This window comes from Pantoea sp. Ft-CA_14 (genome assembly GCF_024520875.1).
In the GTDB taxonomy this organism is placed as follows: domain Bacteria; phylum Pseudomonadota; class Gammaproteobacteria; order Enterobacterales; family Enterobacteriaceae; genus Pantoea; species Pantoea agglomerans.
Genome location: NZ_JALNPM010000003.1, coordinates 265,109 through 283,402 on the forward strand (window position 1 = coordinate 265,109; position 18,294 = coordinate 283,402).

Here is an 18,294-nt window from a genome sequence, read left to right on the forward strand (position 1 = left end):
CTCCTTCCTCAAATAACGTATCAGGCGCTCAGCCACGCAAACTCATGGAAGCGATAGCCCATCATCATGCCCGACGGCCAGGCCTCCACCCCTTTGACCTTTTTGTTATAACCATCCGTGGAGCTGATAAAGGTCGGGATAAGGGTGCCGCAGTGGTCATAAATCAGCGTCTGCATATCGCCATACATCTGCTTGCGTTTCGCCTGATCGCGCTCACCGCGTGCCGCGACCACCAGCTGATCAAACTGAGGATTTTTCCAGCCCGATTCGTTATTCGGTGCGGTAGAGAGATAAAACTGTGAGAAGAGCATGTCGAGCGTCGGACGCGGGTTTATCGAGCCATATCCCACCGGATCTTTCATCCAGTGCGAAGACCAGTAACCGTCATACGGCACACGTCGCACTTTGATGTTCAGCCCTGCCCCGCGCGCCATCTGCTGGATCATCTGACCGCCTTCATTTGCCCCTTCGATATTCGGCGTGGTGATGATCTCCACCGTGGAGCCGGCCATGCCCGCTTTTTTGATGTGGAACTTCGCTTTTTCAATGTCCAGCGCACGCGGTTTGAGATCGGCGTTATAGAGCGGATGCCACGGCGGCACCGGGGTGTCATTACTGACGTCGCCGTAACCCTGCAGCACCGTTTTCACCAGCATTTCACGTGGTTGCAGATATTTCATCGCCAGCACGAAATCTTCGTTGTTACCCGGCTTTACATCGGTGCGGATAATCAGGTTGGTGTACATGCCCGATTTACTCTCCAGCACGCCAAATTCGCTGCTGGCTTTGATGCGCTTGCAGTCGGCAGCAGTCAGCGTGGAGACCATCTGCAGATCGCCCGACATCAGGGCATTAACGCGCGCTGCGCCGTCGGTGACGCCAATCAGCTCTACCTCATCCAGATGTGGCAGACCAGGCTTGTAGTAGTTGGGATTTTTGGTGCCGATGGTGCGCACACCCGGCATAAAGGCTTTGCAGACAAACGGACCAGTGCCGATGCCTTTGCTGAAATCTTTGGTGCCGTCCGGCACGATCAGAAACGGCGGTGTCGCCAGCATATAAGGGACGTCGAAGTTAGCGCTGCTCAGCTCCAGCTGCACCTCGTTATCATTGACCGCGCTGAAGGTTTTGAACTGATCGGCCAGCTTAAAGGCGATAGAGGCGATGGCCGGATCTTTGTGACGGCTGAGCGAGTAAATGACATCTTTGGCAGTCAGCGGTTTGCCATCATGGAAAGTGACTCCCTTACGCAGTTTGATATGCCAGGTAATGCCGTCGCTGGATTCCAGCGATTCGGCCAGCGCCGGTTGCGCCATCAGGTTTTTATCCAGTTCGGTCAGGCCGCTGTAGAACATGAACTGGCGGGTGTAATCCGCACTGTTGTTACTTTTGGCCGGATCAAGTGTATCGGTGGCCGAGGCATTCGACATCGCTGCCCGCAGTTTACCGCCCCTGACCGGCTTATCGTCCGCCAGTGCCGCCCCTGAAAAAGTGATCAGGCCGCTGCTCATCACCGCACCGGCTGAGAGCATTTTCATCAGACTGCGACGTGAAAGTGAGCCTTCGGTGATCATGCGCGTCAGTGCCGGATTTACCGCATCAGCGTCGTTATTATCAAATTTACTCATCTCTGTACCCTCAATAGTCAGGCGAACCGGGGATCATGTTCTGGCGGTGCTGATAACCTGGCGGTCAGCACCCGACGGGACGTTATGAAAGGCGATCCTTTGCTTTGTAATAGAGTCCTGCGAGCGGTAAAAACCATGGCTTGCCGTGATAGCCGGGCAACGCGGGCCATGTGTCGCGCTGCCAGGGATTTTCAGTGCGCTTTTCAGCCAGCAGACTGGCCATGACGCGTCCCATCCACACCGACATCTGGGTACCGTGACCGCTGTAGCCCAGTGAATAGAAGAGGCCATCCTGTTCACCCGCGTGCGGCAGACGGTCGGCGGTCATGTCGACCATACCGCCCCAGCAGTAATCCACCTGCGACTGGCCGAGCTGTGGCAGCATCTGCGTCATCGCCCGGCGCAGGATCTCGCCGCTACGCGAGTCCGACGTCGGGTTGCTGACGGCAAACCGCGCCCGCCCGCCAAACACCAAACGGCGATCGGCCGAGGTACGGAAGTAGTTGCCGATATTCAGTGAGGTGACGTAGGTGCGATCGTTTGGCAGCACCTGCCGCAGCAGCGCCGGGTCGAGCGCCTCCGTCACCACGATAAAGCTGCCGACCGGCACAATGCGGCGCTGAAACCAGGGAAAAGGGCCGACGTTGGAGCAGCCGGTCGCCATCAGCACTTTATCTGCCAGAATGGTGCCCTGCGCGGTCTCTACCCGATGCTGATAACCCTTCAGGCGTTCTAGCTTCGTCACGGCGTGGTGCGGAAAAATCTTCGCGCCGCTGCGGGCGGCGGCCTCAGCCAGCCCGACGCCGAACTTACCCATGTGCATCTGACCGCCACGTTTCTGCAGCAGGCCGCCGTGGAAGTCATCGCTGGCGATCTCGTCACGCACTGCGGTTTTGTCGAGCAGTTCGATCTCCGGGTCAACGGTGCGCCGCATCAGCTCATACGCTTCCTGCAGCCCGGCCACATGCGACGCTTTGCTGGCGAGCTTGAGTTTGCCGCACAGCCGGAAGTCGCAGTCGATCGCTTCATCCTGGATCAGTTGCTGGACATAGCTCACCGCCTCATCAAACGCCCGGTAGAAGCGGCTGGCCTGCTCCAGACCCTGGCTCGCCACCAGCGAGGCGAAGTTCTGCGCCACACCGGTGTTGCAGTGGCCGCCGTTGCGCGCCGAGGCCTGACTCATCACGTCGCCACTCTCCAGCAGCACCACGCTGATGCCGCTGCGCGCCAGGTTCAGGGCCGCCGAGATGCCGGTGAAGCCACCGCCAATCACCACCACGTCCGCCTGTGCGGGCAGCGGTTCGCATGCGGCACCGGTAAAGGCCGGAGCGGTGGCCTGCCAGAACGATTCCAGTTTCATGGGGTGTTCCTCAGAGTCCGACGACGCCAGGCAGGCCGCCGATATCATTGATTTCGGTGTACTGGTAATACGGATTCGCCGGTTCATGACCGCGATTGACCCAGACTTTGTTTTTGATGCCGAGATCGTGGGCAGTCATCAGGTCATAGCGGAAGCTGGAGGAGACGTGCAGGATCTCCTCCGGGCCGCAGCCGAGCTTATCCAGCATGTACTCGAAGCCCTTCATCTGTGGTTTGTAGGCTCCCGTCTCTTCTGCCGTGATAGCCATATAGATTGGTGCGCCCAGACGCGGTTCGTGATGCGGGATCAGGTCTTTCATCGAGTTGGTCAGCAGCACCAGCGGAAACTCCTTAGCCACCTTTGCCAGCCCGGCGGGCACGTCGGGATGCGGACCCCAGCTGGCGCAGTCGGTGTAGATAAAGTCGCTGTCGGCTTTGTCCCAGCGGACGCCCCACTTTTTGCAGGTGCGCTGCAGGGCATTACTCACCACGTCGTAATAGGGTTTCCACGCGCCGAGCACCTCATCCAGCCGGTAGCTGGAAAAGTCGGTGGTAAAGGCGAGCATTGCGTCAGGGTCGACGCGGTCGCTGAAACAGCGCTGCGCGGCACCCGCCATATCGAAGCGAATCAGCGTGCCGTAACAGTCAAACGTGATGAATTTCGGTTTAAACAGTGCCATGTAACACCCTCGTCATTGTCAGTTGCGCTTAGAAATCGATGAGTACACTCTTCTGGCGCTGGCAGGCCTGAAACGCCTGGCGGCCTAAATCTTTACCAATGCCGGAGCCGAGAAAGCCACCGGTCGGAATGATGAAGTCGCCGGAACGCCCATAGCGGTTGATCCAGACGGTGCCCGCGTCGATGGCGCGCATTGCCCGCAGCGCGCGCGGCAGACTCAGGGTGTGAACACCGGCGCAGAGGCCATAGGTGTCATGGGCGGCCATCGCCAGTCCCTGCTCTTCATCATCAAACGTCTGCACCGTCAGCACCGGACCAAAAATCTCCTGCTGGACCGCCGGGTTATCCTGCGCCACGTGACTCAGCAGCGTGGGCTGCCAGAACCAGCCGTCGTCGGTGTCGGCAAAACGCTCACCGCCCACCAGTACTTCTGCGCCCAGCGCTTTTGCCGCTTCAATAACCGAGCAGATTTTGTTGCCCTGTCGTTCATCGATCAGCGGTGCGTAGCGGCTGCCCTCCTGCCAGGTGACGCCTGGTTTAACCTCCCGGCAGAGCTGAGCCAGCCGCTCAACCAGCGGATCGGCAATGTTGCGCTGCACAATAAGACGGGTGCCCGCCACACAGGCCTGACCGCCGTTGGCGGTGAAGCCGCGCAGAATCCGCTGGGCCAGCACCTCAAGGTCACCCGCGTCATCAAACACCAGTTGCGGACTTTTGCCGCCCAGCTCCAGCGTCACCGGCTTCATGCCGTTTTGCGCGGCATCGCTCATGATGCGCGCGCCGGTCAGGGTCGAGCCGGTAAACGAGACTTTGCGCACCAGCGGATGTTTTACCAGCGCGCTGCCGGTCACCGCGCCACTGCCTTGTACAATGTTCAGCACGCCCGCCGGTAAGCCCGCCTGAATGGCCAGTTCGGCCATGCGCACGGTAGAAAACGGGGTCAGTTCAGAGGGTTTAAGCACCACCGCATTGCCCGCCGCCAGCGCCGGTCCGCATTTCCACGACGCCATCGACAGCGGGAAATTCCACGGGGTAATCGCGGCGATAACGCCATAAGGTTCGGCAATCAGCATGCCCAGGCTGCTGTCGCGGGTGGGAAAGAGATCCCCGCTGTATTTGTCAGCGCATTCGGCATAGAAGCGAATCGCTTCGGCGGTAAAAGGAATTTCGTGCAGCACCACGTCATTGATCGGCCGGGTGGAGCCCAGCGCTTCCAGCTGTGCCAGCAGCGCGTCCTGCTCAATCAGATCGGCCCAGCGGCGCAGTACCCGTCCGCGTTCGCGCGGCGGACAACCGGACCAGCCGCTGCTTTTCAGCGCCTGATGCGCCACAGTCACGGCACGATCAACATCCTGCAGCGTAGCGTCCTGCAGCGTGGCATAAACCCTGCCATCCGAGGGACGTTTAACCTCAAAGGATGCGCCCTGGCTCTGACAGTGCTGGCCGCCAATATAATGGCCAGCTGGAAGAGAAACTTTTTCCGGGTCGAAACTTAACATGGAAGAATTCCTTATTTGTTACACCCATCAGTTGCTGGTTTATTAGCGTTTAAAACTGCCGGTTTCTGCGCTGTTAATAAGCTAATGCAGAAAGTATGCCAGCCGGGCAAAAAATAAAAATGCGTTTAAAACAGTGCAAAAAAATTTTCTGCCGTATTGGCGGGGGATTTTTTGCGGAATTGCCGAACAATTAAACAGATGATTTACTTCACAAAATTTATGCGCCCTGCTGGTGCAACCTGCACGGAAATTGCACCAAAGCGGATATTTCGGGTCAGGCGGCTCAATCCGGTTCACATGACCCGCCGATTTAACGACCCGCTTCACATCCCTGATAAATTCTTTAATTTTTCAGAACAATTATTTGACGCCGGTAAGTTTTTACGGAGCCTCAGTCAAAAAAAGGCCAGCCGGATTATCCGGCTGGCCTTTTTTCATTTTTAGTTACAGACTGCCAATGTGAAATGTTTTCTGTTCCAGATATTCATCAATTCCGTAGCGGGAACCTTCCCGGCCAATACCGGAGAGTTTCATGCCGCCAAACGGCGCGACCTCCAGGGAAATAGCGCCGGTATTAAAGCCGACCATGCCAAACTCCAGCGCCTCCGCTACCCGCCATGCGCGCCGGATGTTCTCGGTAAAGAAATAGGCACCCAGGCCGTAGGGCGTGTCATTTGCCATCGCGATCGCCTCCTCTTCATCATCGAAGATAAACAGCGGCGCGACCGGACCAAACGTCTCTTCATGGGCGATGCGCATGGTGGCGGTGACCTCACCGAGCACCGTGGGCTGCACAAAGGTCCCGTTGCCCTGGCTGATGCCGCCGATCAGCAGCGTTGCACCCTGACTGAGCGCATCATCAATATGACCGTTCACTTTCTCCACCGCGCGGCTGTTGATCAAAGGGCCAATAGTGCTGTCGGGCGCAAAACCATCGCCCACTTTCAGGGTGGCGACCGCCTCCAGCAACCGGGCGGTGAAACGCGGATAGATACTTCGCTGCACCAGGATGCGGTTAGCGCAGACGCAGGTTTGTCCTGCGTTGCGGAACTTGCTGAGCATGACCCCCGCGACGGCAATCTCAATATCGGCATCATCAAACACGATCAGCGGCGCGTTGCCACCCAGCTCCAGACTCAGGCGCTTGATGCTGTCGGCGCTCTGTTGCATCAGCAACTGTCCGATGCGGGTTGAACCGGTAAAGGAGATTTTACGTACCGTGCGGCTTTCAGTCAGCGTCGCGCCAATCTCCGTGGGCAGGCCGGTCAGCACCTGCAGCACGCCGGACGGGAAGCCGGCGCGCTCTGCCAGCACCGCCAGTGCCAGCGCCGACAGCGGCGTCAACTCAGAAGGTTTAACAATAATCGGGCATCCGGCGGCCAGCGCGGGCGCCACTTTGCGGGTGATCATCGCAATCGGGAAGTTCCACGGCGTGATTGCGGCGGCAACGCCTACCGGCTGTTTCAGCACCAGGATGCGCCGGTCCTCGCTGGGCGCGGGAATGGTGTCGCCATAGATTCGGCGTGCCTCTTCCGCGAACCATTTCACGAAGCTGGCTCCATAGAGCACTTCGCCTCTGGCTTCCGCCAGCGGTTTGCCCTGCTCGGCGGTCATGATAATCGCCAGGTCGTCAGCGTGTTCAATAATCAGTTGATGCCACTTTTCCAGCAGCGCGGCACGGCTGGCATTGGTGGTTTTGCCCCAGCTGATGCGCACTGTTTCCGCATAAGCTATCGCCTGCCCGGTTTCTGCCCGACCCAGTGCCGGAATCGTCGCCAGGGTTTCGCCCGTGGCGGGATCGGTAACCGGCAGCGTGGCGCCCTGATGCGCATCCTGCCAGCGTCCATTAAACAGCGCCTGCTGGCGCAGCAGATCGCTATCGTTAAGTTGTAGTCGCGACATATCATCCCCTTGTGGTCAGCTGATTCCACTTTATCGCGCCGGGTCAGCGCAGGATGTTGTTGTGCGGGGTGAGAAAGGTCGATAGGGGAGATTTTCGCAATGATTTGAAATTTTATGCCGTGCGGAAACAGGCGCGCATCCGGGTGGATGCGCCGTGTGCTTAAATCTGGAAGTCGATAACCGGTTCGTCGTCATTGCTGTAAGAGAGCGCCTGACGCTTGATCTCTTCCAGCGACAGGTTGGCGTTGCAGAGTTCCAGGAACTGCCAGACGTAGTTGCGTTGCAGCTGGCCGCGCTTGAGGCCGAGCCATACTGTGCTGGCATCGAACAGATGGGTGGCATCGAGGCGTACCAGCTCTTCACTCTCTTCAGTTTCACACGCCTGATCGGCCAGTATCCCCACGCCTAAACCGAGTTTGACGTAGGTTTTCACCACATCGGAGTCCTGAGCGCTGAGCACGATATCTGGTTTTAAACCGGCCGTCTGAAACGCACGGTCAACCCGCGAACGTCCGGTGATACCCTGCCGGTAGGTGATCAGCGGATAGCGGCTGAGGGTGCTCAGTGAAACCGGCTGATTCTGCACCAGTTCATGCCCTTTCGGCACCAGTAAGGCGTGATGCCAGCTGAACCAGGGGAACGCCGCCAGGCTGCTGTTGTTGACCAGTAATTCACTGGCGATGCCAATGTCCGCCTCACCCGCCAGCAGCATGGTGACAATTTCCTGCGGCGAACCCTGATTGAGTTCAAGCCGGACGTTGGGATAGAGCTGACGAAACGCTTTGATGACTTTCGGCAGGCTGTAGCGCGCCTGAGTATGGGTAGTGGCTATGGTCAGGATGCCACTGGTTTCATTGGTAAAGACATCGGCCAGACGTCGCACTTTGCCCGCTTCATCCAGGATACGCTCAGCGATGGTCAGCAGCGCTTTGCCCGGCTCGGTCATCCCCAGCAGGCGCTTGCCGCGACGGATAAAGATCTCAACCCCGAGTTCATCTTCCAGGTCACGAATGTGCCGACTTACTCCCGACTGGGAGGTAAACAGCGTGTTAGCGACTTCCGTTAAGTTAAACTCACAGCGGGCCGCCTCGCGGATGATTTTAAGCTGCTGGAAATTCACGGTATTTACCTCCCTTTACATAATCTGATTATCTGATGGTAAGAACTATTATTGATAACCGGAAATACTAAAAAATTCGGATTTATGACTTTAGGGAATAACGGGGTGGGTTTTGGCGGTGCAGAGAGGTTTGAGATGGGCGGCCGGACTTCAGAATTTGACTGAAACCCGGCCTGGGGGAGAGGCTATTTTACAGAAGGCGATAGATTACGCATTCTGGCGCTCTCTGCTTTCATCTCTTCATAGCTTGCTTCCAGGATCCACAGACAGGTCGCACCCTGGTCAGTTGCCAGTAGCGCCAGACGGGTTTGTTGATAAAAATCCTCTATAAAGGCTGTAGGTTGCTCAGCCGGAACGCTGCAGACAATGTCTGTACCTGCCATATGGGGCCAGGATCTGGCGTCAATAACCCGGAGCGTCTCCAGCACGCCCGGGGTATTCTTTGCTAACGCCGAGGCAAGGGCATCCTCCATCCGGGTTGCCTGCTGAACATCAGCCGTAGCTGCCAGTTGGGGCACTTTTGCAAGCCAGGCTTGCTCTCCTGACGCGATGCCCTTCAGCGAATTTTCCCAGTCGGATGTATTCGCTCCAGCCCAGACCGCGAAGGGCAGAAGGCCAATCAATATCAGATATTTCATCGGACCACCTCCAGCGTCCCGCCTTCACGCAGCACGCGTCGCCGGGTTGCAAGTGACATAATGATGCAGCCTTCTGAGGCGAAGCCCGCTGGCTTATTGACCCTTTCGCCATGAATGCGAAATGCCGAACGGCCAAAAGACTCTCCGGAAGTCTGCACCAGAATAATGGTCAGGGGTCCTTTTGATGTGGAGTGCCCTGCAATTCTGTACGTTCCCTGAGGAAGGGGCCCCATCCCTCTTACATGCTGGCGATCGGGATTATTTTTGTTAGTCAGACTACCTGAGTAGCCGGCCTCAATAAATTCACTGTTGTGGTATAAGTGACCCGTGCTTTGCTCATATGTCCATGTCATCGTTATATTCCTTTATGCTGTCACTCGATCATTCCAGCTGTCCGAGTGGACGATATTTCCGTCTGCATATCGCCAGGTAATTTTTTCGTAAATCAGCTCTACAGTTTCCAGATGATCCCGCGCCTCACCATAGCGGGATTTAACGTCATACATCATCGGGCCCACACAGATAACGGTTACGCCTTCCATCAAAGTATTGAAATATTCCACCTCCTGCCCCGCGTCATTTATCCGGTAAAATCTTATTTCCGCTGAGCAAAGCTTTTGACCTGAGGTCACAGCCCTGTAAAGGCAGGGACTGGACTTATCGATCTCTTTATCAAAACTGTAAGAAGCGTGTTCGCGGACAGCGGTTGTTTTACCCGTCACGTTGTCTGTGGAGAGCATGACGCCGTGATTCAGGCCGAGGACTTCAATAGCGCCTTCACGACCTGCCACGTCGACTGATCCGACAATAATGTTGTTACCGTCATCTTTAAGCCAGAGATAAGCTGGAATAGCCATCGTTTTAAACTCCATTTTAAAAAGAGAAAGCCAGCCTGTTTTCTGCTGACAGGCCCACTGCTTTCACAGCCTGATTAAACTATCTTCCGGCAAACATCAGATCAATTTTCATACAGCGTGAAATCAACCTGATTGAAGTTTTATTGTTTCAGATATAGAGATCGCGGAATAACCCGGTATCAGAGAAAAAAAACGTGCCCAAAAGCTATTCAGAATAATTTAAAAGTCGCATCAGCAATTCTTCACGCCAACATGGATTTATCATTCGTGCTATGAAGTTCACATTGTGTCGAAATGGAAAGATAGAACCTCTTCCTGTCCAGCCAGTAAACAGCTCTGTGCAGCAAATAAATACAGAAATTACAGACGAAGGTTTACCAGAGGCGTCCGGAGCGCTGAGGAACAACCGCAGGCAAGGATGAGCCGACAGGACGTCGGCGAAAGGACGGTACGAGCCAGGGATGGCGAGTCCGGACGGTCCGTCGGCCGCAGGGCGTGACGAAGGTACCCCGCACAGCGGGGCGCGCAGGCAGCCGGACGCCGGGATTGTTAAGGGGCGGGCGTCCGCCCCTTGACGCGTCCGCCTGCTCGGGCAACCTGAAACTCCCGAACGCCTGGCGGGCGTAACCCGCTCAGTGCAAGCCCGCTGCAAAGCGAAACCGGCTGGTTGCCAGCCCGCTGCAAGCGACCTCTTAACTCACTAACATTAACTCCCGCTCCTCACTCAGCGGCTTATTCAGCAGCGACAGCAGAATGTTCTTCACTGCCTGTGCTGAAGGTGACAGCGGCAACCGGGCGGAGACGTTCAGTGACAGCGGCAGACTCAATGACGGGCTGTTAATGCGTGACATCCAGGCATCGGTGGATCCCACCAGCGAACGGGCGGCGGACTCAGGTAATACGGTCACGCCCATGCCGCTGGAAATGGCTGCGGTCAGGGTTGAAATCGATTCGATCTCACCGATGATGCGTGCACTCAGCCGACGCAGCGAAAAGGCCTCATCGACCCGCTTGCGCACTGCGCTATAATCACGCGGTAAGAACAGACTCATCTGCGCCACATCGGCCAGATCGACGCTGGCTCCCGGGTAATCGGTGGCGCCTACCAGAAAGAGATCCTCTTTCATCAGCGGCATGCTGGTGATCCCGGCAGTGGGCGCGCGATCGTACAACACCGCCATATCCAGCTGACCGTTCATCACTTTCTCATTCAGCACGCTGCCGCTATTTTCGTGCAGATAAACCAGCACTTCCGGAAATTGATCGCGAACGGTCTGTAACAGCGGCATGGTCAGCGATGAAGCCGCCGTCCCTGGGGCCAGCCCAATCGATACCTGTCCACTCAGCACCTGACCGGCGTTAATTACCGCAGTCTGGGCCTGCTCACACTGGCGCAGAATGGTGCGCGCATGACCATAGAGAATCTTACCCGCCTCAGTTGGCGTAACGCCGCGCTTGGTACGAATCAGCAACTGCTGATCAAGTTCATTTTCCAGCGTCGCGACCTGCTGACTGAGTGCAGGCTGGGCGATGTGCAACACTTCTGCTGCCTGCGTCAGACTGCCGATATCGACGATTTTCACAAAGTACTTCAGTCGTCTTAAATTCATCTTGCCTCCGTCACTCACCCCGAATAGCGAAATGGGTCTGATCCCATCGCCCTGATAACAGAGATTTTGCAAGATGCAGGCCAGGTTTAAAAAATTCAGGTTATCAAGCAGCCAGATTTTTCCTAACGGCCCGGAAAATAAGCGTTTCTGATTACCTCTTATGGGTTAATAAGGATCAGGAATGGCTGAGAAGAGAGAGTAAAGCCGTCAGGCGCACTGTGACAGTGCAGACGCTGCGAGTCAGACGTGCAGAAAAGTGATGACAGGTTGTACAGTTTGAGTGCAGTGGAAACGCATTGCACCTGATGAAGGCTTGCAGGGCCTGAACAGAGGAGTAAAAAACAGGGAGTGAATGTAACCGCTATCAGCAGGATTTCTTATCGCTGACGAATGCCGGATGATAAAAAGCAACCGTTGCCCTCTCCCGCATCCGGAAGAAGGCAACGCCTGCTGATTAACGTTTTTTGCGGTTACGGTGCATGTCGATAGAGACCGCAGCCACAATAATCATCCCTTTGATGATGTCCTGAATGTACGCATCGACACCAACGAAGGTGAATCCGCTTTTAATCAGGCCAAGGATCACTGCGCCAATCAATGTACCGGTGATACGGCCTACGCCCCCCATCAGGCTGCTGCCACCGATAACGGCTGCGGCAATCGCATCCAGCTCGTACGACATCCCCATGCTCGACTGACCGCTGCTGACGCGCGCCGCCAGTACTACACCCGCCAGGCCAGAGAGAGCGCCTGCAATGGTGTAGACGATAATCAGATACTTATTAACGTTGATACCGGAGACTTTCGCCGAGGTCATGTTGCCGCCGATGGCGTAAACATATTTACCGTAGCGGGTATGCTTCAGGGCGATATGGAACAGCAGCGCCACCACCAGGAAAATCACTACCGGCATGGCACCCTGTCCGATTGAGGTGAAGCCATCGGAAAGGAAGCTGATCGGATTGCCCTGGGTGTAATACTGCGCCAGACCACGCGCCGACACCATCATGCCCAGCGTGGCAATGAAGGGCGGAATACCGGTGCGGGTAATCAGCACACCATTGACCACGCCCGCCAGCAAACCGACGCCGATACCGGCCGCGATAGGGATCACCGCAGGCATATTCACCAGCGACGGATACATTGGCGACAGGCTGTCAGAGGTCTGCGCCAGGCTCGCGGCCACCACTGCCGCCAGGGCGATAACGGATCCGGAGGAGAGATCGATACCGGTGGTGATGATGACCTGGGTCACGCCGACGGCGATAATCCCGATAATCGCCACCTGCAATACAATCAGGATCAGACGGTTGGTGTTGAGCAGGAAAGACTGGTCACGCACGTACCAGCCGAACATTTCAAAAATTAACGCAATCCCCACCATCACCACGAAAATGCCGGTATCTTTCGGCAATTTATGACGCAGGCTGGCAAAAAAAGAGGGTTGCTGCGGGGCTGCCGGGGTGGCAGTAGCTTTCATATTGCTCATAGTGGTCTCGCGCCTCACTCGGATGCCAACGACAGAATGGTTTCCTGATCGGCTTCTTCTTTATCGAGGATGCCGGTTATACGCCCGCCGTGCATGACCATTACCCGGTCGCTCATGCCAAGAATTTCCGGCAGTTCAGAGGAGACCATGATGATAGCCACGCCACGGTTGGCAAGTTCACTGATTAAGCGGTAAATCTCCGCTTTCGCGCCGACGTCAATGCCGCGCGTCGGTTCGTCCAGAATCAGAATCTTCGGTTGCGCCAGCAGCCAGCGGGCAATCAGGACTTTCTGCTGATTACCGCCGCTGAGGTTATTGATGATTTGATCCATGGTCGGCGTTTTGATGTTGAGACGACGGATTTGATCCATGCAGTCCTGCGCCATCTTCACATGGCTGACAAACCCGCTTTTACCGCTGTACTCCGGCATATTAACGATGCTCATGTTCTCCATTACCGATAGCACCAAAAACAGGCCGGACTTTTTACGGTCTTCGGTGAGGAACGCCATGCCCTTTTCAATCGCGGTTGAGGGTGAGTCGATCGTCACCGGCACGCCATCAATCAGGATCTCGCCGCTGTCGAAGCTCTCCATGCCGAACAGGCTCTCCATCACCTCGCTGCGACCCGCACCCACCAGTCCGGCGACGCCGAGGATCTCCCCCCGGCGCACACTGAAACTGACGTCGGTGAAACGATCTTTGCAGGTGAGATTGCGCACCGTCAGCACCTCTTCACCAATTGCGCTGTTGAATTTCGGGAACAGCTGGGTCAGTTCGCGTCCCACCATCTGGGTAATCAGCGACTGGCGGGTATATTTCGACGTCTGATCGCTGGCGATCCAACTGCCGTCACGGAAGATACTGACTTCGTCGGTGATGGTGAAAATTTCATCCATCTTATGGCTGATGTAGATGATCGCTTTGCCCTGCTCCCGCAGGTCACGAATGATGGTAAACAGATGCGCCACTTCGGTTTCTGTCAGCGCGGAGGTGGGCTCATCCATGATCACGATGTCTGAATCCCATGAAACTGCTTTGGCAATCTCAACCATCTGCTGCGACGCGATGCTCAGCTCACCCACCATCCGATCGGCTTTCAGGCGGATATTCAGGCGGTTCAGCAATTCCTGCGTCTTCTGATTAAGTCGGGCGTGATCGACAAAGCCAAATCTCATCGGCTCGCGACCCAGCCAGATATTCTCGGCGACGGTCATGTAAGGCACCAGGTTGAGTTCCTGGTGGATCATTGAAATGCCGGAACGCAACGCGTCCATGGTGTCCTGAAACTGCACCGGCTCCCCTTTAATTTTGATGGTGCCCTGATCGGGACGATACATCCCGATCAGGCACTTCATTAAAGTGGATTTGCCCGCGCCATTTTCGCCCATCAAGGCATGTACCGTTCCCGGACGCACCCGCAACGAGACGTTGTCGAGGGCTTTAACGCCGGGGAAGAACTTGCTGATGCCTTCGGCTTCAAGCGCAAAAGCGTTCATACATCACCTCCGTACAGCTGGGTCAGGAACGACTATTTCAGGTTACGCTTGGTAAACTGTTCCATGTTTTCTTTAGTAATCAACTGGTAGGGGATATTGATGACTTTCTGAACTTTCTCGCCATTCACCAGTTTGATTGCCGTCTGCACCGCACCTTCACCCTGGCCCTGCGCATCCTGGAATACCGTGGCGACCATCTTGCCCTGCTTCAGCATCTGCAGCGCATCGGGTGTGCCATCGACGCCAGCGATCAGGATTTTGTCCGGATTTTTACCCAGTGCCTGCAGCGCACCGATCGCCATTTCATCGTTGTTAGAAGCGATGGCATTGATCTCATCACCGGCAGTCATCCAGTTACTGACTACGTCTACCGCATCGTTACGGGTAAATTTGGCGGTCTGTTTCTGAACAATTTTGATGCCAGGGAATTTAGCCGCAACCTCTTCCACACCTTTGGTACGGTCACGGGTCGCTTCATTCGCCAAATCACCCATCAGGATGGCAACGTTGCCTTTGCCGTTCATCGCTTTAGCCAGCGCTTCCATCTGTAAGCGTCCAGCCAGTTCCGAATCGGACCCGACATAGGCCATTTTGCCGGTCAGCTCAGCCTGTGGACGGCGGTTGACAAAGATCAGCGGGATACCCGCTTTGCTCGCCTGGTCCATAATCGGTTTCACCGCATTGGTATCGACCGGGTTGACGATCAGCGCATCAACCCCCTGACCGATAAAGTTCTGAACCTGCTGCAGCTGCTGTGAAACGTCGCCTTTTGCATCCTCAACCTGCCCTTTAACGCCATCTTTCTGCATCTCTTTCTGCATTGAGGTACGCAGAATGGTGAGGAAGTTGTCATCAAACAGCGCCATGGAGACGCCAACTGAGATATCTTTTGCCATAACCGCGGCAGGTAACATGCAGGCTAACAGTGAGGCGACAATCGTTTTTTTAATGTTCATAGGGACCCTTCTTATTTGTTAACTTGCTCAGCGGCTGTGACCGCGAATGAAAAATATCTTTTACATTCACCCAGCCTGTCTGGCGTCTGTTTCGGGAAATTTGAGGTAAGACTTCAGGTTCTGACTATTTTTGTGATCGACCACTCCTTTTCACAATCACTTGATCTGCAAACAGTTAACTTCAAAATAGCGTTTCACTTTCAGACGATAATGACGACCGTGATGATAAGCAGTTTATTTATTCCATATAATCACGTTTTGAAATTTTTATCATAAAAGCACTGAAACGGTTGTTTTAACATCGGCAAACAACAAAACTTTGACATGCCTCTAACATCTGCGGAGAAATGCCCGCAAAGTGAGATCCTGTTGGCAGTTTGAAAATCCAGAAGAATCGGGTAAAAATCGCCAATCCGCTGCTTTTACGAGCATCTGAACGCAATTCGGTAAACAGGGCTTTGACAAGCGGGATCTGCGCCGCTAATATTCGCCCCGTTCAAGCGATTCCTCTGTAGTTCAGTCGGTAGAACGGCGGACTGTTAATCCGTATGTCACTGGTTCGAGTCCAGTCAGAGGAGCCAGAATCAGAAAAGCCCGCTCAGGGAAACCTGAGCGGGCTTTTTGCTTTTATGTTTTCGGTCACGGCGGCATGACATCCCCGCCTGAATGGCTTACACCTCAAACCCGTAGTGCGAGCCGTCCGGCAGTTCCACCACCAGCCGCAGCTTACCCCCTGCCGCATCGATATAGCGCTTGAGCGTGGAGAGCTTCAGATCGCGGCCCGGCTTCTCCATACCCGCCACGGTAGGCTGTGTAATGCCCAGCGCCTTTGCCATTTCGACCTGTGTTTTCTGCACTTTCTCGCGCAGCTCGGCAAGGTGAATGTTGAGCAGGATATCCGTCGCCATCGCCTGTGCGTCGGCAACGACTTCCGGTTTTTCATCCGCAATAAGCTGTTCAAGCGTTCTGCCCATCTGGTTACTCCTCATCTTTAAAACTATTCAGCCAGTGTGTGAATTCCCGATCGGCAACCGGAAGCATCTCCTGATAAAAACGCTTTTCATTGCCCACCTTATTTCCGGCACAAAGCACAATCGCCGTTCGGTTTGGGTCAAAAGCAAAGAAAGCCCTTATCGGATCGCCGCGACTCTGAATACGCAGCTCTTTCATGTTGATATAAACAGAGCCTTTTAGCGTATCCGCGTATGGCCTGGACAACCCCGGCCCCTTTTCGCGCAACACCATTAATGCTGCCAGTACGCAGGCGCGATCGCTCTCATTAAGCAAGGTAAACCAGCGATCAAACCTCTCCGTCGTTTTAATCATCCACACGGGATCTCCTTATTAATATAGGTCAAATACTATATAGGTGTAAAGCGATAATCGAGTGTGATGCAGGGGGATTTCAGATGCCTGTGCTTTTAGTGCAAAGTGAGAGAAGCGTTCAGCCGGGTCAGTGATGAATCCACACAACCTTCATCGTTTTGCGAGCTGTACCGGATTGGTTATGGGGTGAGATGATGTGAGGCGTTGTTATCAATAAGAAAGCCCGCTCAGGCTTCCCTGAGCGGGCTTTCACTTTGTTCGCATCGCTTCCCTGCCAGTGCAGAGTGACGCTTTTAGCGCGTGATTACGGCAGCGCGATACGGGCAATCTCGTCAGTGCCTTTGGTGGAGGAATCTTTGTTGAATTCCGCCTTAAGCGTGACATAGAGCGTGTTGTTGTCCGGGCCAATCAGCAGGCTGTTTGGGTTCTTGTCAAACGACCAGCTGTTTTTCACCGCGTAGGTGGTGGCATCCAGTTGCAGCACTTTCTTCGATTCGCGCTGGCTGATGTAAAGCTCATTGCGTTTAGCGTTGAACTTGATGCCCATCGCATCACCTTCGATACGCTTGATCACTTTGCCGGTGCGCTCATCAAAGATCAGCGTGGTTTTGCCTTTGGAGTCGTCAGTAACAAACAGGCGACCGGTAGCAGGATCTTCCGCCATGTTCAGGAACAGATACTCTTTGCCATCGCCTGCGGTCCAGCGCTTCTCGATTTTATGGCTGCGTGGATTGATCACCAGAATTTCACCCGAGCCGTTAGCCGCATAAATGCGCTCAGTCAGCGGGGAATAGATGATACCGGTGACCCATTTCCCGGCGTTTTTAATCTCGGTTTTCAGCTTAAAGGTTCGGGTATCTACGACGGAGATATAGCCCGGTTCGGCTACGCGACCGACATAAAGCTCGTTGCCGTGCCACAGGACTTCACGCGCACCCGCCGGATAGCCCTCTTTACTGATCTTGCCCGGGAACACCAGACGCTGCAGCACTTTGCCACTCTGGGCGTCCACTTTGGAGATCGCGCCATCCAGTGAGTTGGTGGTGTAGAACACCTGACCGTTTTCATCGATAGCGGTACCGAAGTTTTTCATGTCGGTATGCGTTTCGCCTTTGGTCGTCAGCGTGGCCGGATCGAGACGATAGATCATGCCGCCGTTCACATCCTTAAACGCCTGCGCGCTGGCGACAAACAACGCTTTTGACGCAGGGGAGTAAGCCATTTCGTACAGACCATCACCCAGAGCGCGTTGTGTCACTGCGGTATTAACCGGTTTTGGGGCTTCAGCGGCAGGCGCATCGGCTTTTTTAGCTGGTGCCTGACACGCTGTCAGGCTAAAGGCAGCGGCAACTGCCATGGCAACAGCGGCTTTGCGCGGGCTTAACGATTTCATGCTGAACTCCGTCAGGAAATAAAGAATGAGAATCATACGCATTAACAGCCAGTAATCAAATGACGACGCTACTATCCAGACCTGTCCGGTCATTTTACCCGCGTTAAACCGCTTAACTGCCCCGTGAAATTCCACCTGAATGCCCTTTTTCTGCTTTCAAATCTGATAAACACCAGCAACTAAAAGGCTTTAAATTTTCCTATCACATTGAATTATAAATAATTAACATAAAGTTACACTTTCGGTTGAATCCTTTGAAGAATATATAAAGCAAATGATTATCATTGGCGTTCTCATAACTGGCTGAGCGTCTTTCTCCAGAAGTTGAGTGGATAAAAA

General features: G+C 54.9%; 16 protein-coding genes and 1 tRNA gene. 1 reads left to right on the top strand and 16 read right to left on the bottom strand.

The features are described 5' to 3' along the window. Nucleotides 1–20: 20 nt before the first annotated feature. The 13 genes from NR195_RS07080 to NR195_RS07140 form a co-directional block, all read right to left on the bottom strand. The gene (locus NR195_RS07080) at nt 21–1,628 is read right to left on the bottom strand and encodes an ABC transporter substrate-binding protein (protein ID WP_010247876.1); all 1,608 of its coding nucleotides are present in this window, start codon (nt 1,626–1,628) and stop codon (nt 21–23) included. Between the two features lie 82 nt (nt 1,629–1,710). After that, nucleotides 1,711–2,988, bottom strand: a complete 1,278-nt coding sequence (locus NR195_RS07085; RefSeq protein WP_256844342.1) for an FAD-binding oxidoreductase — start codon at nt 2,986–2,988, stop codon at nt 1,711–1,713. A 10-nt stretch (nt 2,989–2,998) separates the two neighbouring features. Then, the gene (locus NR195_RS07090; RefSeq protein WP_031591248.1) at nt 2,999–3,667 is read right to left on the bottom strand and encodes a haloacid dehalogenase type II; all 669 of its coding nucleotides are present in this window, start codon (nt 3,665–3,667) and stop codon (nt 2,999–3,001) included. A 28-nt stretch (nt 3,668–3,695) separates the two neighbouring features. Further along, nucleotides 3,696–5,165, bottom strand: a complete 1,470-nt coding sequence (locus NR195_RS07095; protein ID WP_256844343.1) for an aldehyde dehydrogenase — start codon at nt 5,163–5,165, stop codon at nt 3,696–3,698. Nucleotides 5,166–5,609: 444 nt separating this feature from the next. After that, a complete protein-coding gene (locus NR195_RS07100; RefSeq protein ID WP_256844344.1) occupies nt 5,610–7,067 on the bottom strand; it encodes an NAD-dependent succinate-semialdehyde dehydrogenase in 1,458 nt (485 codons plus the stop codon). Between the two features lie 160 nt (nt 7,068–7,227). Further along, nucleotides 7,228–8,187, bottom strand: a complete 960-nt coding sequence (gene cbl / locus NR195_RS07105; RefSeq protein ID WP_010247887.1) for an HTH-type transcriptional regulator Cbl — start codon at nt 8,185–8,187, stop codon at nt 7,228–7,230. Between the two features lie 185 nt (nt 8,188–8,372). Further along, entirely contained in the window at nt 8,373–8,825 is a 453-nt protein-coding gene (locus tag NR195_RS07110) for a hypothetical protein (RefSeq protein WP_010670915.1), read from the bottom strand. Then, entirely contained in the window at nt 8,822–9,178 is a 357-nt protein-coding gene (locus NR195_RS07115; RefSeq protein WP_010247892.1) for a tlde1 domain-containing protein, read from the bottom strand. Before NR195_RS07115 ends, NR195_RS07110 begins: the two co-directional genes overlap by 4 nt. A 12-nt stretch (nt 9,179–9,190) precedes the next feature. Beyond that, a complete protein-coding gene (tssD, locus tag NR195_RS07120; protein WP_010670916.1) occupies nt 9,191–9,682 on the bottom strand; it encodes a type VI secretion system tube protein TssD in 492 nt (163 codons plus the stop codon). Between the two features lie 692 nt (nt 9,683–10,374). Beyond that, on the bottom strand, nt 10,375–11,292 hold the full coding sequence (gene nac, locus NR195_RS07125; protein WP_010247899.1) for a nitrogen assimilation transcriptional regulator NAC: 918 nt from the start codon (nt 11,290–11,292) through the stop codon (nt 10,375–10,377). A gap of 454 nt (nt 11,293–11,746) precedes the next feature. Further along, complete coding sequence (locus NR195_RS07130; protein ID WP_170933484.1) at nt 11,747–12,772, bottom strand: ABC transporter permease; 1,026 nt, start codon at nt 12,770–12,772, stop codon at nt 11,747–11,749. Between the two features lie 23 nt (nt 12,773–12,795). Further along, on the bottom strand, nt 12,796–14,280 hold the full coding sequence (locus NR195_RS07135) for a sugar ABC transporter ATP-binding protein (protein WP_187511790.1): 1,485 nt from the start codon (nt 14,278–14,280) through the stop codon (nt 12,796–12,798). Between the two features lie 32 nt (nt 14,281–14,312). Beyond that, entirely contained in the window at nt 14,313–15,236 is a 924-nt protein-coding gene (locus NR195_RS07140; protein WP_010247907.1) for a sugar ABC transporter substrate-binding protein, read from the bottom strand. Nucleotides 15,237–15,741: 505 nt separating this feature from the next. On the opposite strand from NR195_RS07140, the gene NR195_RS07145 reads away from it, so the two are divergent. Continuing rightward, nucleotides 15,742–15,817 (top strand) — tRNA-Asn (locus tag NR195_RS07145). A 90-nt stretch (nt 15,818–15,907) separates the two neighbouring features. Here the strand turns inward: NR195_RS07145 and NR195_RS07150 are convergent. The 3 genes from NR195_RS07150 to NR195_RS07160 all read right to left on the bottom strand — a co-directional run bounded on the left by NR195_RS07150 (nt 15,908) and on the right by NR195_RS07160 (nt 17,955). Beyond that, nucleotides 15,908–16,210 carry a helix-turn-helix domain-containing protein gene (locus NR195_RS07150; RefSeq protein WP_010247918.1) on the bottom strand — a complete coding sequence of 101 codons (303 nt, stop codon included), beginning with the start codon at nt 16,208–16,210 and terminating at the stop codon, nt 15,908–15,910. A gap of 4 nt (nt 16,211–16,214) precedes the next feature. Then, on the bottom strand, nt 16,215–16,568 hold the full coding sequence (locus tag NR195_RS07155; protein ID WP_010670918.1) for a type II toxin-antitoxin system RelE/ParE family toxin: 354 nt from the start codon (nt 16,566–16,568) through the stop codon (nt 16,215–16,217). Between the two features lie 298 nt (nt 16,569–16,866). Further along, nucleotides 16,867–17,955: a YncE family protein gene (locus tag NR195_RS07160; protein WP_029519393.1), complete on the bottom strand. Its 1,089-nt coding sequence runs from the start codon at nt 17,953–17,955 to the stop codon at nt 16,867–16,869. Between the last annotated feature and the right edge of the window lie 339 nt (nt 17,956–18,294).

Coding starts and splice junctions, on each gene's coding strand:
- NR195_RS07100 (WP_256844344.1), bottom strand. CDS start 7,067: ATGTCGCGACTACAACTTAACGATAGCGATCTGCTGCGCCAGCAGGCG.
- NR195_RS07135 (WP_187511790.1), bottom strand. CDS start 14,280: ATGAACGCTTTTGCGCTTGAAGCCGAAGGCATCAGCAAGTTCTTCCCC.
- NR195_RS07115 (WP_010247892.1), bottom strand. CDS start 9,178: ATGACATGGACATATGAGCAAAGCACGGGTCACTTATACCACAACAGT.
- NR195_RS07140 (WP_010247907.1), bottom strand. CDS start 15,236: ATGAACATTAAAAAAACGATTGTCGCCTCACTGTTAGCCTGCATGTTA.
- NR195_RS07160 (WP_029519393.1), bottom strand. CDS start 17,955: ATGAAATCGTTAAGCCCGCGCAAAGCCGCTGTTGCCATGGCAGTTGCC.
- NR195_RS07095 (WP_256844343.1), bottom strand. CDS start 5,165: ATGTTAAGTTTCGACCCGGAAAAAGTTTCTCTTCCAGCTGGCCATTAT.
- NR195_RS07110 (WP_010670915.1), bottom strand. CDS start 8,825: ATGAAATATCTGATATTGATTGGCCTTCTGCCCTTCGCGGTCTGGGCT.
- NR195_RS07080 (WP_010247876.1), bottom strand. CDS start 1,628: ATGAGTAAATTTGATAATAACGACGCTGATGCGGTAAATCCGGCACTG.
- NR195_RS07150 (WP_010247918.1), bottom strand. CDS start 16,210: ATGGGCAGAACGCTTGAACAGCTTATTGCGGATGAAAAACCGGAAGTC.
- tssD (WP_010670916.1), bottom strand. CDS start 9,682: ATGGCTATTCCAGCTTATCTCTGGCTTAAAGATGACGGTAACAACATT.
- NR195_RS07085 (WP_256844342.1), bottom strand. CDS start 2,988: ATGAAACTGGAATCGTTCTGGCAGGCCACCGCTCCGGCCTTTACCGGT.
- NR195_RS07130 (WP_170933484.1), bottom strand. CDS start 12,772: ATGAAAGCTACTGCCACCCCGGCAGCCCCGCAGCAACCCTCTTTTTTT.
- NR195_RS07090 (WP_031591248.1), bottom strand. CDS start 3,667: ATGGCACTGTTTAAACCGAAATTCATCACGTTTGACTGTTACGGCACG.
- nac (WP_010247899.1), bottom strand. CDS start 11,292: ATGAATTTAAGACGACTGAAGTACTTTGTGAAAATCGTCGATATCGGC.